The 15760-nt window shown below is 62.0% G+C and carries 17 protein-coding genes and 1 pseudogene; 2 read left to right on the forward strand and 16 right to left on the reverse strand.

All coding sequences use genetic code 11. From position 1 onward, the window contains the following. Positions 1 to 19: 19 nt before the first annotated feature. The 11 genes from CKJ85_RS06215 to CKJ85_RS12290 all read right to left on the reverse strand — a co-directional run bounded on the left by CKJ85_RS06215 (position 20) and on the right by CKJ85_RS12290 (position 9816). Complete coding sequence (locus CKJ85_RS06215) at positions 20 to 925, reverse strand: acyl-CoA thioesterase II (protein ID WP_095553761.1); 906 nt, start codon at positions 923 to 925, stop codon at positions 20 to 22. Between the two features lie 11 nt (positions 926 to 936). After that, on the reverse strand, positions 937 to 1437 hold the full coding sequence (locus CKJ85_RS06220; RefSeq protein ID WP_095276279.1) for a hypothetical protein: 501 nt from the start codon (positions 1435 to 1437) through the stop codon (positions 937 to 939). Further along, entirely contained in the window at positions 1434 to 2546 is a 1113-nt protein-coding gene (locus tag CKJ85_RS06225) for a glycosyltransferase family 4 protein (protein WP_276289691.1), read from the reverse strand. Before CKJ85_RS06225 ends, CKJ85_RS06220 begins: the two co-directional genes overlap by 4 nt. A 12-nt stretch (positions 2547 to 2558) precedes the next feature. Further along, positions 2559 to 3515 carry a phosphatidylinositol mannoside acyltransferase gene (locus CKJ85_RS06230; protein WP_095553762.1) on the reverse strand — a complete coding sequence of 319 codons (957 nt, stop codon included), beginning with the start codon at positions 3513 to 3515 and terminating at the stop codon, positions 2559 to 2561. Beyond that, positions 3516 to 4151 (reverse strand): phosphatidylinositol phosphate synthase, encoded by a 636-nt coding sequence (gene pgsA / locus CKJ85_RS06235; RefSeq protein WP_095553763.1) that lies wholly within the window; start codon positions 4149 to 4151, stop codon positions 3516 to 3518. Then, positions 4129 to 4764 (reverse strand): HIT domain-containing protein, encoded by a 636-nt coding sequence (locus CKJ85_RS06240; protein ID WP_233126971.1) that lies wholly within the window; start codon positions 4762 to 4764, stop codon positions 4129 to 4131. Before CKJ85_RS06240 ends, pgsA begins: the two co-directional genes overlap by 23 nt. Beyond that, positions 4745 to 6835 carry a threonine--tRNA ligase gene (thrS, locus tag CKJ85_RS06245; RefSeq protein WP_095545809.1) on the reverse strand — a complete coding sequence of 697 codons (2091 nt, stop codon included), beginning with the start codon at positions 6833 to 6835 and terminating at the stop codon, positions 4745 to 4747. Before thrS ends, CKJ85_RS06240 begins: the two co-directional genes overlap by 20 nt. 166 nt (positions 6836 to 7001) lie before the next feature. Continuing rightward, positions 7002 to 8186 (reverse strand): Dyp-type peroxidase, encoded by a 1185-nt coding sequence (locus CKJ85_RS06250; protein ID WP_095553765.1) that lies wholly within the window; start codon positions 8184 to 8186, stop codon positions 7002 to 7004. A gap of 22 nt (positions 8187 to 8208) precedes the next feature. Beyond that, entirely contained in the window at positions 8209 to 8835 is a 627-nt protein-coding gene (locus CKJ85_RS06255) for a copper chaperone PCu(A)C (protein ID WP_095276264.1), read from the reverse strand. A 10-nt stretch (positions 8836 to 8845) separates the two neighbouring features. Next, complete coding sequence (locus CKJ85_RS06260; protein WP_095276262.1) at positions 8846 to 9421, reverse strand: copper resistance protein CopC; 576 nt, start codon at positions 9419 to 9421, stop codon at positions 8846 to 8848. A 272-nt stretch (positions 9422 to 9693) separates the two neighbouring features. Continuing rightward, the gene (locus CKJ85_RS12290; protein ID WP_255396001.1) at positions 9694 to 9816 is read right to left on the reverse strand and encodes a hypothetical protein; all 123 of its coding nucleotides are present in this window, start codon (positions 9814 to 9816) and stop codon (positions 9694 to 9696) included. Positions 9817 to 9947: 131 nt separating this feature from the next. On the opposite strand from CKJ85_RS12290, the gene CKJ85_RS06265 reads away from it, so the two are divergent. Next, entirely contained in the window at positions 9948 to 10466 is a 519-nt protein-coding gene (locus tag CKJ85_RS06265) for an antirestriction protein ArdA (RefSeq protein WP_095276260.1), read from the forward strand. A 103-nt stretch (positions 10467 to 10569) separates the two neighbouring features. Here the strand turns inward: CKJ85_RS06265 and CKJ85_RS11845 are convergent, their stop codons facing one another. Both CKJ85_RS11845 and CKJ85_RS06270 read right to left on the reverse strand, forming a co-directional pair. Continuing rightward, positions 10570 to 11007 (reverse strand): hypothetical protein, encoded by a 438-nt coding sequence (locus CKJ85_RS11845; RefSeq protein ID WP_133064687.1) that lies wholly within the window; start codon positions 11005 to 11007, stop codon positions 10570 to 10572. A gap of 40 nt (positions 11008 to 11047) precedes the next feature. After that, positions 11048 to 11461, reverse strand: coding sequence for a hypothetical protein (locus tag CKJ85_RS06270; RefSeq protein ID WP_133065213.1), 414 nt, complete (start codon positions 11459 to 11461; stop codon positions 11048 to 11050). On the opposite strand from CKJ85_RS06270, the pseudogene CKJ85_RS06275 reads away from it, so the two are divergent. Continuing rightward, a pseudogene (locus CKJ85_RS06275) lies at positions 11370 to 11759 on the forward strand (DDE-type integrase/transposase/recombinase); the annotation flags it as partial. The gene CKJ85_RS06270 and the pseudogene CKJ85_RS06275 overlap by 92 nt on opposite strands. Positions 11760 to 12144: 385 nt before the next feature. Here the strand turns inward: CKJ85_RS06275 and CKJ85_RS06285 are convergent. From CKJ85_RS06285 to CKJ85_RS06295, 3 genes are all read right to left on the reverse strand, one after another. Further along, entirely contained in the window at positions 12145 to 13338 is a 1194-nt protein-coding gene (locus tag CKJ85_RS06285) for a YbfB/YjiJ family MFS transporter (RefSeq protein ID WP_095276256.1), read from the reverse strand. Beyond that, entirely contained in the window at positions 13325 to 14998 is a 1674-nt protein-coding gene (locus CKJ85_RS06290) for an FAD/NAD(P)-binding protein (protein ID WP_233126972.1), read from the reverse strand. The genes CKJ85_RS06285 and CKJ85_RS06290 overlap by 14 nt, the downstream gene beginning before the upstream one ends. A gap of 104 nt (positions 14999 to 15102) precedes the next feature. Continuing rightward, the gene (locus CKJ85_RS06295; protein ID WP_095276254.1) at positions 15103 to 15312 is read right to left on the reverse strand and encodes a helix-turn-helix domain-containing protein; all 210 of its coding nucleotides are present in this window, start codon (positions 15310 to 15312) and stop codon (positions 15103 to 15105) included. Positions 15313 to 15760 lie beyond the last annotated feature (448 nt).

A 15760-nucleotide genomic window follows, 5' to 3' on the forward strand; every position in this document is an offset into this window, starting at 1 on the left:
CGGGGGCCTGCTTGGGGCGCTACTTTGGTTCCGGGCGAGGATCCCGCTCGGGCACGGCGTGGGCGCCCTCGCGAAGGTTGCGCGTCAGCCCCTCCTGCACCACCACGGCGACCAGGCGCCCCTGCTGGTCGAAGATGCGGCCGTGGGTCAAGGCCCGGCCGGCGTGCGCAGACGGCGAGATCTGGTCGTAGAGCAGCCACTCGTCGGCCCGGAACGGACGCAGGAACCACACCGCGTGGTCCAGCGAGGCCAGCTGGACCTGGTGGCCGGGGTGCGCGGCGAGCGCCGAGTGCAGCAGCGTCATGTCTGACATATAGGTCAGCGTGCACGCGTGGAACGTGTCCTCGTCCGGCAACCTCCTCGTCGATCGGAACCACACCACCTGTTGGCTCGTGGTGTATTGGTTCGGCGAGTACATCTCCGGCGGCACCACGCGGATGTCCCACTCGTTGAGGTCGTGGCGCGACCCTGGCCCAAGGTTGGGCACTGTCGCCTCGGCGGGCAGCTCGTCCGGCGCGGGAACCGCTCGCATCTCGTCCGAGTGCTCCGGGCCTTCATCGCCGGCGCGGTGGAAGCTGGCTTGCATGGAGAAGAGCACTTCCCCGCCCTGGAGTGCCTCGACGGTGCGGGTGGCAAAACTGCGGCCGTCGCGCGGGCGGCCGACGCGATACTCGGTTTCCGCGTTCGCGTCCCCGGGGCGCAGGAAGTATCCGTGCAGCGAGTGGACCTTTTTACCCTCCACTGTGCGCGTGGCGGCCACGAGCGCTTGACCAGCGACGTGTCCTCCAAACGTGCGGACGAAATGGTCCGAGTGCATTGCCGCACCGCGGAAGGTGTCTGGCTCGTTTCCGTCACATCGCTCAAGATCCAGGATGCGCTGGATGTAGGTCGGGGACTCCGAAAGGTTCGAAAGTGTAGCGCTCATGTGACACGACCTTACGCATTTCGCGCGGGGGCGGGGCCCTCCAGCTCGGTCATCGTTGCGTATTCCGGCAGTGCCGCGGTACCGCCGAGGTGCAGCGCGCGCACAAGTGGACGCAGCCGCAACGCCCGCGTGTCTGACACCGCCTCGTTGTAAAAACGCAGCGCGAGGAAGACGCGGGTCTCCGCGTCACGGAGGGAGTGTGCAACCTCCGGTGCGCTCCCCGCGCACTCTTTCTGCACGCGCGTGAGCGCCACGGACAGCGCGTCCTCCCGCCGGAGACGGTGTGCAATGTCTCGCGGGTCCAGCCGCACTTCCTCCGTTGCCCGCGCCTGATCGCGCAGCGCGGGCAGTGTCGCCGCGACGACAGCGCACCGCCTGTCGAGCGCCGCCTGCAGCGCGTCACGGGTGCGGTCCACCCTCATGTGCAACCGGTCAAGCCGCTGCGCCGTGAAGTACGCCCAGGCAAGGAACGCGGTGACCGCCACCGCAGCGCACACTGCTAGCCAGGTCATCGCACCGACACCTTCTCTGCCGCCCCGGGCCCGACCGGCGCCACCGTCTCGTAGACCGCCATGATCCGATCGGCCACGGTAGCCCAGTCGTACTCGCGGGCTCGCTGCGTGCCGCGCGCAACCAACTGCCTGCGCAGCTGCGGGTTTGCAACGAGCGCGCGAAGGCAGTCTGCGAGCGCGTCCTCGTCGCCGACGGGAAACAGCACCCCTGCGGGGTGCGCAGTATCAGCGCCGCACACGCGCGCGAATGCCTCCAAGTCACTCGCCACCACGGCGCAGCCGGCGGCCATCGCCTCTACCAGCACGATGCCGAAGGACTCCCCGCCCGTGTTTGGCGCGACGAAAATGTCCGCGCGCCCGAGGATCGCCGCCTTTTCCGCGTCGCTCACCGCGCCGACGAACCGCACCCCCGGCACCGGCCGGTGGTGCCCCGCACCCATCACCGTCACCCGTACCGGAAGACCAAGCTTTTCCACACCACCCAAAAAGGTCCCCAACCCCTTCCTCGGTTCATCCAGCCTGCCCAGAAACACGATTTCCATCGCGTCCGTGTGGGCGTTGGCCTTCCACCTGTCCGCCGATTCTCGCGCTCCACGGAACAGCGCCGTATCCACCCCGTTCGGGATGACAATCGGGTCCGTCCCCACTTGCTCCACTTGCCAGCGCCTCGCAAGCTCGCTCACCGCGATCCCGCCGCGGATCTTCTCCAAATTTCCGCGCAGCATGGGCAGCGCGAACCTCAGCGCGTAGGAGCTACGGGCGGACGCGTGGTAGGTCGCAACAATTGGCCCCCGCGCCAGTCGGGTCGCCACCATGGAGTAGCTGGGAGAGTTCGGTTCGTGCACGTGCAGGACGTCGAAGTTGCCGTTCCGCAGGAATTCTCGGGTCACTCGGCTCACCTGCGGCCCGAAGGCGATGCGCGCCACCGAACCGTTGTAGCGCAGGGGTACCGCAAGCCCGCCGCGCCTCACCCATGTTGGCAGTGGAGTGCTCGCCGACGCCGGCCCCAGCACCCGCACGTCGTGCCCGCGGGCGCGGAAGACGCGCGCGAGATCGAGCACGTGCGACTGCACCCCGCCGGGCTTGTCAAAGGAATAAGGGCAAACCATGCCAATGCGCACTTACGCCTCCCCGCCCTGTGCAATAGGCTCCCGCCGCGGGTGTGCCTGCTTGCGCCACGCCGCATCCGCGGGCCAAATGGGCTGCAGCGCATGCCAATCCCGCGGGTGCTGAGCGATGTTCGCGGCGAATACGTCCGCGACCCGCTGCGCGGTGACCGCGAGCCCCTCCTGGCCGGCGCCCGGCGTCGCCTCCGGCACCTCAATGCCGGTGACGCTGAACCCCCATCGCGGCAGCGTCGGGTCTCGCTCGAACCACGAGTGGGCGACACACAGCGCTGCCCCCGTCTCCTGGGCGAGCTTCGCCGGCCCCGCGGGGATGGTGGTTTCCTCGCCGAAAAAGTTCACTGCGATGCCCTTCCCGGTAAGGTCGCGCTCGCCCATGAGGCAGACGATCCCGTTCCCGCGGAGGACCTCTTTCAGCCGTGCGAACGGAGGGCGCTGCCCGCCGGTGAGCGGGAGGACCTCAAAGCCGAGCTGCTCCCGAAAGTCCACGAACGCATCAAACAAGGCCTCCGGCTTGACCCGTTCAGCGACAGTCGTGAATCCCCCGTAGCGCTGCGCTAACCACATGCCGGCCATGTCCCAGTTCCCAGTGTGGGGCAGGGTGAGGATCAAGCCGTGGCCCTTGTCCAGAGAAGCGTCGATAAGCGCCCGCCCCTGCACGCCTGCATCGAGCTCGGCGAGCAGCCCGGGCTGTCCGGCGAGCTGCGGCAAGCGGAACGCCCCGTGCCAATAGCGCGCGTAGGAACGCATCGCATCGCGTACGAGCTCGCGCGTCACGCGCTCGGGGCCGACGACGCGGGTGAGGTTGCGGCGGAGCATCTCCGGCCCCGCCCCGTTGCCGGACGCCCAATCGGCGCCCCGCGCGAACACCCGGCCAGTGACGGATTCGGGCAGCCGTCCCACGAGCTTCCAACCGGCGAGGTACCCCGCCGTCACCGGGTCGAGTACTGCCATCTACGCCCCCGCGGGTGGTGCCAGCTTGCCGTCGGACTTGGGGTCGCGCGCCGCGTACAGCAGGCGCTGGCCCACCGTGAATACGGAGCCGACGAGGAGGACCCACAGCGACACCTCGATGGCGTGGTGCACGCCGAAGCCCTCGAGGAAAAGCCCCGCCAGGGCGATGATGAGCCGTTCGGGGCGCTCGATGAGCCCACCGACGATGCGCAGCCCGCCGGCCTCTCCGCGCGCCTTGACGTAACTAATCACCTGCGAGAGCACCAGCACGGCAAGGCAGACGGCCACATTGTACGGCTGCGCGTTGTCCACGTAGATGAGCCACATGGCGATGGCGGCGAAGAGCGCACCGTCCGTGATGCGGTCGCAGCTGGCGTCCAGCGTCGCCCCGAACGCGGTGCCCCCGCCGCGCAGTCGCGCCATCGTGCCGTCGACCATGTCGAACGCGGCGAAGAAGATAGACAGCAACGCAGCCCAAACGAGGTGGCCGGCGGGGATGAGCACAACGGAGGCGAGCACGGTCGCCGCGGTGCCCACAAGCGTGGTGACGTTTGGGGTCATCCCGACCTTGAGCAGCGCCTTGGCAACCGGTTTGACCACCACGGCAGCGGGTTTACGCCCGTGGACGCTCAGCATCGTCGCCTCCTTCCGGCGCCTCGGCGGAGTCGGTGTCGCGCTCGAGCGCCACCCAGGCGTCCGCGAGGACTGCGCGCGTCTCGCGCAGCAGCTGCGGCAGCACCTTCGTCCCGCCGATCACAGTCATAAAGTTCGAGTCTCCCGCCCACCGCGGAACCACGTGCAGGTGCAGGTGATCGCTCACCGATCCGCCCGCCGCCTTGCCCAAGTTCAGGCCCACGTTGATGGACTCCGGGTTGGACACAGACTTGAGCGTGCGGATGGCGCGCTTGGCAAACACCATGAGCTCCGCAGTTTCCGTGTCGGTCAGCGCCTCAAGCGCCGCAACCTTGCGGTACGGCACCACCATCAGGTGGCCCGCGTTATAGGGGTAGAGGTTGAGCAGCGCGTAGACGGTTTCACCACGTGCGATGATCAGCCCGTCCTCGTCGCTCCCCTTCGGGATCTCCACGAAGGGGTCCGCGCTGCGCTCCGGCATCGCTGCAATGTAGTTGGACCGGTACGGGGCCCAAAGTCGCTGCAGCCGGTCCGCGTCGCCGGCTCCCGAGTCCACGTAGTCGCGCGGGCTCGAGCTTGCCGACGCCACGTCGTCCCTACCCTCGGCGCGCTGCAATGGCTTCCTCGCTCGGCTGCGCATTGAGCTTCTCAGCAACCCAGTTGGTAATCAGCTCGACGGCCTCGTCCACCGGCACGCCGTTGACCTGGGTGCCGTCCAGGAAGCGGAAGCTGACCGCGCCGGCCTCCACGTCCCGTGCGCCAGCGAGCAGCATGAAGGGCACCTTTCCGGTGGTGTGGGTGCGGATCTTCTTCTGCATGCGGTCGTCGGAGTGGTCGACCTCAGCCCGGATCCCGGACTCGCGCAGCTTGCTCACGATGCCCTCGAGGTGGTCCGCAAACTCGTCGGCCACGGGAATGCCCACCACCTGGTGCGGTGCGAGCCAGGCGGGGAACGCACCGGCGTAGTGCTCGAGCAGCACGCCGAAGAAGCGCTCGATGGAGCCGAAGAGCGCGCGGTGGATCATCACCGGGCGGGTCTTAGCGCCGTCCGGGCCCGTGTACTCCAGGTTGAAGCGCTCCGGCAGGTTGAAGTCCAGCTGCACGGTGGACATCTGCCAGGTGCGGCCGATGGCGTCGCGCGCCTGCACGGAGATCTTCGGGCCGTAGAAGGCCGCGCCCGCCGGGTCCGGAACGAGCTCCAGGCCAGACTTCTCCGCCACGGAGCGCAGGATGTTGGTGGAGCGATCCCAGATGTCGTCGTCGCCGATGTACTTCTCCGGGTCCTTGGTGGACAACTCCAGGTAGAAGTCATCAAGGCCGTAGTCCTTGAGCAGCGAGATAATGAACTCCAGGACGCTGGTCAGCTCCTCTTCCAGCTGGTCCTCGGTGCAGTAGATGTGGGCGTCATCCTGCGTGAAGCCGCGCGCACGGGTCAGGCCGTGGACCACGCCGGACTTCTCGTAGCGGTAGACGGTGCCGAACTCGAACAGGCGCAGCGGCAGCTCGCGGTAGGAACGGCCGCGGGAGTCGAAGATGAGGTTATGCATCGGGCAGTTCATCGGCTTGACGTAGTAGTCAACGGCCTGCTTGGTCACATTGCCATCCTCGTCGACTTCGCCGTCGAGCTGCATCGGCGGGAACATGCCATCCGCATACCAGTCCAGGTGGCCCGACTTCTTGAACAAGTCGCCCTTGGTCACGTGCGGGGTGTTTACAAAGGAGTAACCGGCCTTCAGGTGGCGCTGGCGCGAGTGCTCTTCCATCACCATGCGGACGATGCCGCCGTCCGGGTGGAACACCGGCAGGCCGGAGCCGACCTCGTCGGGGAAGGAGAACAGGTCCATCTCGTTGCCCAGGCGGCGGTGATCACGTTTCTCCGCCTCCTCCAGCATGGTCATGTACTCGGCCAGCTTCTCCTTGGACTCCCAGGCGGTACCGTAGACACGCTGCAGGCCAGCGTTCTTCTGGTCGCCGCGCCAGTACGCCGCAGACGAGCGGGTGAGCGCGAAGGCCGGGATGTACTTGGTGGTGGGCACGTGCGGGCCGCGGCAGAGGTCAAACCACTCGACGTCGCCCGTGCGCGGGTTGACGTTGTCGTAGTGCGTCAGCTCGCCCGCCCCGACCTCGGTCGCCTCGTCCGAATCCGGGTCAACGTTGCCCTTGTCCTGGATCAGCTCGAGCTTGTAGGGCTCGTTCGCGAGCTTTTCCGACGCCACGTCAGTGGACTCGTACACCCCGCGGACAAACTTCTGGCCCTGCTTGATGATCTTCTTCATCCGCTTTTCCAGCTTCTTCAGGTCCTCCGGCGTAAAGGGCTCGGCAACGTCGAAGTCGTAGTAGAAGCCGTCATTGATCGCCGGACCGATGCCCAGCTTGGTGCCCGGAAACTCCGCCTGCACGGCCTGCGCGAGCACGTGCGCGCAAGAGTGGCGGATCACCGAGCGGCCCAGCTCCGTGTTGGCGGGGACCGGCGTGAAGGTGGCGGTTTCGGACGGAACGTGCGAGAGGTCCTTGAGCTCCCCCGCCTCGTCCTGGACAACAACGATGGCGTTGTCGCCCTTGTTGGGCAGGTCTAGCTCGCGCATTGCGGCACCGACCGGGGTCCCAGCGGGGACCTCGAAGGGGGCGAACTCTACCTGTACATTCTCATCGGCCTCATCGGCTACGTCGGTTACATCGGTGGCCATTGGCGCTCCTTTGCGCGTCAAAGGGGTCCGCCATACCTGGACGCACCCCACGTGTTTGTTCCGTCCTGTGCCGGGCGCAGCGGGCCCGGCACATCGTTGGTAATACTACCCCGCCGGGGTTGGTTGGACTGGGTGGGTGGGGTGCAAGTGGGCGTCGATAAGCAAACTAGCCCTGGAGCAGGCCCTGGCCCCAGTACTCGCCCGCCGCCGTGCCGCGCGGGATGAAGTAGACGGCAGAGCCGATGTGGGTGATCCACTCGTTGAGGCGGTCCGCCTCATTGAGGTGAGTGAGCAGCGGGGTGAAGCTCGCGTCCGGGTCCTGCTGGTAGGCCATGAAGATAAGGCCGACGTTGGAAAGCTCGGTCGCACCCGGCTCCGGCGGCAGGCTGTAGTTGTATGGGCGGCGCAGAATCTTGGCGCCGGTGGCGCGGGCGCGGGCCATGTGCGAGTTCGGGTCGATCACCGGCAGCCCGTAGGCGTCGCGGGCCTGAAGGTCGGGATCGGTGAACTCGTCGCCACCGGTAAGCGGTGCGCCCGTGGCCAGAGTGCGGCCGACGACCTCTTCGCGAGAGCGGCGGTCCAGCAGCTCCCAGGTGTCAAGGTGCATCGCGATCCTGCGCACCACCAGCGAGGTCCCACCTGCCAGCGGGCCTTCGTTGATCCACACCTGCTGCGCGAAATCCTCGTCGGTGCGCGGGTTCACGGTGCCGTCGACCTGGCCGAAGAGGTTGCGCGGGGTCTCGCCTTCCGGCGTTGCCCCGTGCGCGTTGACAAACCCTTGCTGCACCCAGGCGGTACGCACGTAATCTACGCCGGCGCGCGTCATGTGCCGCATCGCCCACGCGCCCATCACCGGGTCGTCGCAGCAGATCTGGAGCACCAGATCAGTCTGCCCCCACTGTGGGTCGAGCTGATCGCGAGATAGCGCGGGGATGCCGTGAATCCATGCGGGCGCGACATGCGGCGCCGCGACCTGGAAGATCCGCGGACCAAACCCGCAGGTGATGGTGAGGTTCGCCGGCCACGTGGTGAGCTCCGGCTCGAGGCTTCCCAGCGGGTTTTGCCCCGCGGTCAGCCGCCGCGCGTCCTCCGTCCACAGGCGCATGAGCCGCACGATTGCCTTTGCGTCCACGCCTTGGTTCAAGCGGAAACCGATGAGGTTCAGGCTCGCCTGCGCGGGCTGTTGCACGCCTGCCTGGTGCGCGCCGTCGAAGGCAATGGAGGCGCTGCGCAGCGGGGGCTCCTGCGGCGCGGCCCCCGGTTGTTCGGCGCAGGAGGAGAGCATGCCTATCGACGCCACACCGACCCCTCCCGCACCAGCCACCAACAACCCGCGCCGCGAAACCTCCATCGTCGTGCCTGCCCCTTCTTGCCTAGTGACTGTCCGCGTGCTCGTGGGCGGTCATCTCGCCGCCGTCGCCGTACTCCTCACCACCGGGCAGCATGGAGCGCACGGCCACGCCTTGGACAACGATGCCCTGCTCGCCGCCCTCCGCGTCGGACGTTTCAAAGAACACGTCCACGGTGTCACCTGCAGCGATCTCGGGCGCATACCCCATGATCATGAGGTGATCGCCGCCGGGCGCGAGCTCGTCGGACCCGCCGGCCGGAATGGTGATGCCGCCCTCCTTCTGCTGCATCGTCCCGTCGACGGTCTCATGGATCTGGTAGTCCGCCTCCCCCAGCGAGGTGGAGAACCCGGTGATGGTGATGTCGTGGTCCGAGGTGTTGTGGATGGTGCCGAAGACCGCGGTCATGTCCGAGCCCTCGGCGCTATCGGCCGCCGCCTTCGCGCGCACCGTGGCGTCCTCGAGCTTGATGTCGCCCGCGCCCTGCAGTTGCGCCTCGGCGTCATCCGCCATGCTCGGCTCCGTCGCCGCGCTCAACGCCGCAGTTGTGCTTGGCCGCGTCGACTCCTCCTGGTTTGAGGGGCTGCAGCCCGCAACTCCGAGGGCGGTCGCCGCGACAAGCGCGACTACAGCTGTACGCGTGAACTTCATGGTCTGCTCCTTATCGCTTTTCGCTTGTCGACGCCGCGCCGTCATCATTCAACGCACGGAACTTCCGGGACTTCGCCAGCGCGGCGACGGCGGCACCAGCGCAGACGAGCACGCCGAGCAGGATGCCCAGAATGGTCAGCAGGCCCGAATTGCCGCCCTCTTCGTCGGCGGCTTCGGTGTTGTCGGCGTTGTCTGCGGCGTCGGACGCGCCCGGCTCGAAAGTGAAGCTGGACATCCCCTTCGTCGAGTGACCATCGGAGGAAATGATCTGATAGCCGACCGTGTACTCCCCCGGCTCGGCGTTGGTTTCAACCTCGTCGGGGACGTCGATGGTGACAACGCGACCGTCGATCTCCGGCTCGCCGGTAAAGAGCACCTCGCCGTCCGACGCACGGGAAAGCGCTACGGTGTTGAAGCCCTCCTGCGGCTGCCCCGAGAACTCCAGCGAGATGGTGTCGGGGAAAGCTTGGACGGTGGACTCGTTGTCGGGAGTGCCGCTGATCACCGAGTCATGGGCGTAGGCGGTTGGTGCTGCCAGCGCCAACGTTCCGATGACAGCGGCGGCGGCTGTGATGGTGCGTTGCATAAGCTCTCCTTTTGACGTCACGCGAACGTAACGGGTTGTTTACGTTCATGGGAGAGTAGTCGCGCAGAGCTGCCATAAGGTTCCCGGCACCCCAACTTTCGGTTGATATACCCCAATGCGGGGCTAAGGATCCACAGCGTTGCATCAGGATCGTACCCGGTCTCCCCGTCTCCCTGTCTCCCCGACACTGAGGAGATGAAAAAGCACCGGCACACCTTCCCCTTCAGCGGGGATGGTGCCCCAGTGCTGCACTTCGCGGTATTACCCGCGGTTTACAAGGTTTCCTGCGGGTTCAGGATGCCCAGGTTGCTCTGGATCTGAGAGTTTGCACGCTCCAGATCTGCAGAGACGTTCTCTACAAAGTCGGAAACGCCCGCGATGGACATCTGGGCCACAGTGTGTCATCTCCAAATGGCGCGTATAACGCGCCCAGGTCGGTGTGTGAACGACTGGAACTCTAGGAGGTACACTCATGTCCATTTCACCCACCCAAAGGCTTACAAGCGCTAATAAACCCTAAGTATGGATTGGATGCCTTGCTTGTTACAACGAAGGTCGCCTGGTCGGCGATTGGGTTGACGCGGTTGATGCCGATGAAGTTGACCAAGCCACGGTGCACAAACACCCGGAGCTGGCAGCGTATCGCAACAATGCCAGTCACGACGAGCTGTGGTGCTTCGATCACGACTGCTTACCCATGAGTGGAGAAATCGCACCGCACGACGCTGTCGCATGGGGCGAGCGTTATGAAGAACTCGAAGACAGCCAGTGGGAACCATACCTGCGCTGGTGTACCGACGTACTCCACGAAACCACCACGCCACCAGATGCCGAGGAATTCCGCATTGCATGGCGGGGAGAATGGGTAGACTTCAGCGACTTCGCCTGGCAGCAATTCCAAGAACTCGGAGTCACCGACGGCATGACAGAAGAACAAGCGCGTTACTTCAATTTTGAGCAGTGGGCCAGCGATTACGAGATGGACTTCCATGTCCACCCTGCAGCCCGCAGCGGGCACGTTTGGATCTACAACGCCTACGCATAGGAAAATTCCCGCACCATAACGGTGCGGGAATTTTCCTATGCAACGCGTTCACAACGTCGTGGGGAAGTACGCGCCCGAACCATCGATGGGCTCGAGACGAATGCTAGTAGAGCACGGCAGTCATCGGGGAGTTGTTAATTATGGCTGTCTTGGCTTCTAACTCAGCATGTGAAGGGGAAACCTCGATAGGGGAGCTCTTACATCTAATTTTCGTATCATGGAAAATACGATAACTAAATCCAACCGTAACCGTCCCACCATCCCTCACTAACGCTTTGTCTCTTCCCCAGTGACAATTGCTTACGATCCCATCGCACTCAACGCGCGGGAACGTAAAAATCTTGTGGAACCACCAGCTCACCCAAGTTGGTTTGAAAACCGTACGGATTTCACGGCAGTCCACAAAGTTCTCTACGTTTTTATCGTCTTCCAACTCTAGGTACCTTTTCTCAACAGGAATGGTCGAAGCCCTTGTCTTCTCGGCTTCATTGTAGACACCCGCTGAATAATTGTGGGGTTGCCGCAGATTTTCGTTAGCCATATTTTCTCCTAATTACTCGATTGTCATTCTACAGATCCGGCTACAGATCCGGCTGAAAGCTAGGCCGGACCTGCTGATGTGGCGAAGACTGCTGGCGTTTGCGAATCTTCATACTCACCGACTGGTAACGCTCCCGGAGGCGATCAGAAACCAAGTCGTTACGGAACTCGTCAACGATCTCGTCGACCGCTTGAGAGGCCTGACCAAATCCCCCCTGCCAGCCCTTTTCCAGAGCAGCATCGCGCGCACGCCTCGCCTCGGCACGAATTTGCTGCGCCTCGGCATCGACCTGATCGCGCATCTCTTGTGCCTCTTGAAGCAGTTGTTCACGCTTCAGCTGCGCCTGACTGAGCAGACGCTTCACTCCGAAGCAGAACGTGGCCGCAGCGAAGCGTTTCCTGGCCAAGGCCGTCAGATCCAATGCGTCAGCCGGGTATCCCAGAGTGATCAACACTGATAAAGCACCCTCCCTAGCCAGGGCAATCGCCGAGTTGAAGTCAGAGGGAATCTGCCCGCCAACAGTGGAACACCGGCAGGTGAAATACCTCAACAACATCCTGGAAGGCGACCATGGTCGACTGAAGCGGATCCTCGGTCCGAAAGGCGCGTTTAAGAACCGGACATCTGCATATCGGACGTTGAAAGGGATGGAGGCGATGCACTCATTGCGGAAAGGGCAAGGCGCGATGTTTGCCTACGGGCAACCGAACCCGGATGCGGTGATCGTCAACCGGGTCTTCGAGACGGCCTAACAACGCCCATACGCAGCGGCCGTCAGGGAATGAGAAACTGAGTCTTCGCTGATCTCCGCCCAACTTTGCAACAACACCAGGTGGAGACTGCGAGTACGCGCTTGACCCCGCCAACAGTGCCGCCAAGCACCTGCAGGTAATACAAGCGGAGTTGCCTGCCACTTCCCCACTGGCCCGCGACGCCGGCATACTCGCCAAGTTCGTACGCGCAGCACAACGAAATCTGTCTCAACAGCGATCCGAAGATAACCCAGATGAACTTCTAAGCTTAGCCACCAGCCTCAAAGAGAAGCTGAAAGGCTCGCAATTATACGGTTCCCCTGCCGTTAGACAGTTAGATAAAACCTCACGTGAAGAAAATCGGCATGCTCTGTGCTATCCATTTTCACCCCTGCTTTCTACCGGTGCCGGAAACAGTAAGGTGGGCGCCGCGCAGCGTGAAAAACATCCCGACAATCAATGAACCAGCCGCCACTGCGAAACTCAAGGTAGTTGAGTTACTAAACACCACAGCGATAACCGCAGGGCCCATAATTTGCCCCAAGCTGTACCATGTCGTCAGGGAAGCCGCCGCAACTGGGCTCCCCGCTTTGAGACCCGCTTCAATAGTCAGCATCGTTACCCCCATGAAGGTAGCTCCGAACAAAAACGCCGACACAAACAAAAGACCGGGCCCAGAGCTGAAGACTGCCACGACAGCACCAGTAACCTGCAGGAAATAGCATCCAGCAAGCGCTTTGAAGGTTCCCACCCGGTTTGCCGCATACGACCAAAACAACGGGGATGGAGCGGTGGCGCATCCAGCTACCAGCCACGTCGAGGCGGCGGCTGTTTGCCCGAAAACCGGCTGCGCTAGAACCACCAGATATGTACCGATGATGATGTAGCCTGCGCCTTGGAAGAGATATCCAGCAGATAACCACCGCAATGGTTCAAGCGAAGATTCCTGTCCTTGGTCACTTCGTGGCCGAGTAGAAGAATCGGAGCGATTCTCACGTATTGGCCAATTCCATGCAAGAAGCGAAAGTGCTGCACTCACTGCTGCGCAGATAAGCCACAGTGCCCGCCATGAGATAACGCTTCCCCCCATGAGGACAATTCCTCCGGAGATGAGAATGCCTAACCCAACCCCAGCGTAAATTATTCCACCATCATGGGCTCGGCGTTTGACCACGGGAATATTCTGCGTCACCGAGACGAAAACTAGAGCTGAGATGGCACCAGCAAAAAAGCGGACCGCTATTTGCCACCACGGTGAGCCAGAGAAAGCAACCGCCGCCAGAAGCACTGTCGTCAACACAAGGGCTGCCCTGTGTAACCTTCTAGAAATCGGCACCCACCCTCGGGAGGCCGCCAAAGAACCCGCAAAATACCCGGCGTAGTTGGAGGTGGCGATCCACGCGCTGGACTGTCCCGACCAACCCAGGGAACCTACCATCAAAGGCAAAATGGGGGTATAAAAGAATCTACCCAAGCCCATGGCTACTGCTAGGCCGGCGGTACCACGCGACACCAAAAGAGCATCCCGGTGGGTAGTTTCAGTCGCAGCGGAGTGAGCGTCTCCTTCAGGCTTCCCCATTGTTTTCCTCTCGTGCAATGCCCTGGCCGATTTTTGCTCCTTCTACTGCAGCCGGCATTCCAGCCGCCAACACAACATTTTTGACCACTACTGTGTGCCCATCAGAGTCCATGAGAGCGTATGCTCCCTCTTGATCGGAAATAGATAGCACTCGCGTGGGCACTAAGTGAATATCTACATAATCTCGATAGGCAGTAACTACCTGAGAAGCTGCCCAGTGAAGATAAGCACCATAGAGAGCCCTGGATGTATAGGTGTCTGGCCCCGTTTGCAGAGCCTCTTCCAAAAGGACAGGATCTGAGTGTAGGAAGGCAGAGGCATTCTCAGATTTCAGCCATTCGTAAAATGTGGGACCTTCGAGATACCTCCCCTCGATACCGGCGCTGGAATCAGGGAAACCACTGAGCTGAGATGCCACAGTATTCATGAGGAGAGCAGGGGTCTGATAAGGATTCCACACCTTGCCGGATCCGAAGGATGAATCATCAAACCAGACCAGTACGGGTGTTTCTTCTCGATCATTACTGTGCGCCAACCGGTCCAGGGTTCTTTCGATGACCGCCAGCCCTCTCGGCCCCCCGCCCACAACAGCTACCTGGGCAGCCAGAGGAACGGCTCGACCGACGCCTAGAGAAGTAGAATATGGGGTCAGCTCATCAACAATATCGGCCGCGGGTGCCGAATGGGCGCACCCGTAGTTCACTCCCGCCCAAAGGTTAAGGCTTTCTACATCGCCAGCGGAATTAGCATTTGCTCTTAACTCTGAAGTCAAATGGTGAAGTTCCGGATACATCGACGGAGCGGACTGGGAGTACTTTTCAGTAAAAGTATTGGTGATGGTGCGAGCCGGTCTTCCGGTGAACGCCTTAGTAAGGGTGGTCGGTCGACCGCGTAACTCTTTCAGAGCAATCTTGTGGGTCTGTTTCGTCCCCGCCTCATCTGCGAGAAGAAAATGGGTGCCTACCTGTATGGCCCATGCACCCCGGCGTAGGAGTGTGAGGGCTTCTTTTGCAGTCGCGATACCACCTGCAGCAATAACAGGCTTACTTACTTTAGATAAGGCATATTCCAGCAGTTCAAAAGTAGAATGAGCCGATCCCTCACTCTCGGTAGAGAGCACAGTCGCTCGATGGCCTCCAGCTTCTGCCCCCTGAACACATATAGCGTCACACGAGGTGGCTGCAAGAAAGTCGATCTCATGAGGCGTTGTCGCATTTAAAACAACACTTTTCCCCGCTTCTTGAAACTCATGGATCAACGTTTCATTAGGGTAGCCAAACGTAAAAGAAACTACTTGAGCCTGCGAGCTTAAAGCAATGTCTATCTTTTCCCGATAAAAGTCGTCCCCCGTAAAGGGTTGATCAGGTAACTCCGCAAGTATCTGGGGATCCTTTTCGAGTAAGACGCGGTACCGCTTCCATAGGTCCTGATCCTTAGAAGAACGCTCTCGATCCGGAGGCGGGCAGAATATATTTATCCCGTACGGGCCGTCCGCTTCACTTTCAACCTGTTGAATTGCCGATATCAGCTTTTCTGGAGTTAAGTAACCTGCAGCAATATTTCCCAAACCGCCGGCATTCGTTACCGCGACACAAAGTTCAGGAGTAGAAGGCCCCCCTGCCATTGGCGCCAAAATCAAGGGTCGCTTCAAGGTGATCATGAATGAAAATCCTTACTCAGTGAGATTCACGGCGTGATTCATGGTACACGATTCCCCCCCCCCCGAACCACAGACCATCGCTAGGTGTGATATTTGTCACCGCACTACACCGCCCCGTAGAGGTAAGCACGAAGCGATCCCACAGGAATGCGCACGGGCACACCGCGCTTAGGTGGGCGTACTGTTTTCAGTTCGCCTTGCTCGATAAGGCGCTCAACAGACCGAATGCTGATTTGGAGGCGATCGGCTATATCTTGCTTAGTTAGCGCTCGCAGCTCGTCGTGCGTAGAGCCCACGGAAGATAAATTAGGCATGAAAACCCAACTCCTTTGACTAGGAGATGAGCACCATTACCTATCTCGCGGGGGCATGTCTGCCTAGTCCCGCAAAGCGCACTCGGATATCGGAGCGGCACGCCAACTGTAACTCTCCCAGCAGATCACCATGCCCAGTTGGCGACATTCACTGCTGACTTCACCATTCACTACTCAGCCGAGGCGCCGGGTGTGTAGGCGCGATCCGACTGGGTGTACGACGCCGAGAAAAGCACACATTTTGTCGCTTAACCCGCGATTGCCACTCCTCCACACAACCCCCTGGCTCGCAGAGGTACCACGTAGGTACCACGGCAACCGCGGGTTAAGCGACAAAATGTGTGCTTTTTGAGCTATAGATTCCCGGTCTTACCTCCGGCTACGGCGGGAAAGTGCTCGTCGAATCGGGATTCCTGGCTTGCAACATGAAGGTCCACCACTCCAGCCA

This window comes from Corynebacterium sp. NML 150383, assembly GCF_002285085.1.
Classification (GTDB): Bacteria; Actinomycetota; Actinomycetes; order Mycobacteriales; family Mycobacteriaceae; genus Corynebacterium; species Corynebacterium gottingense.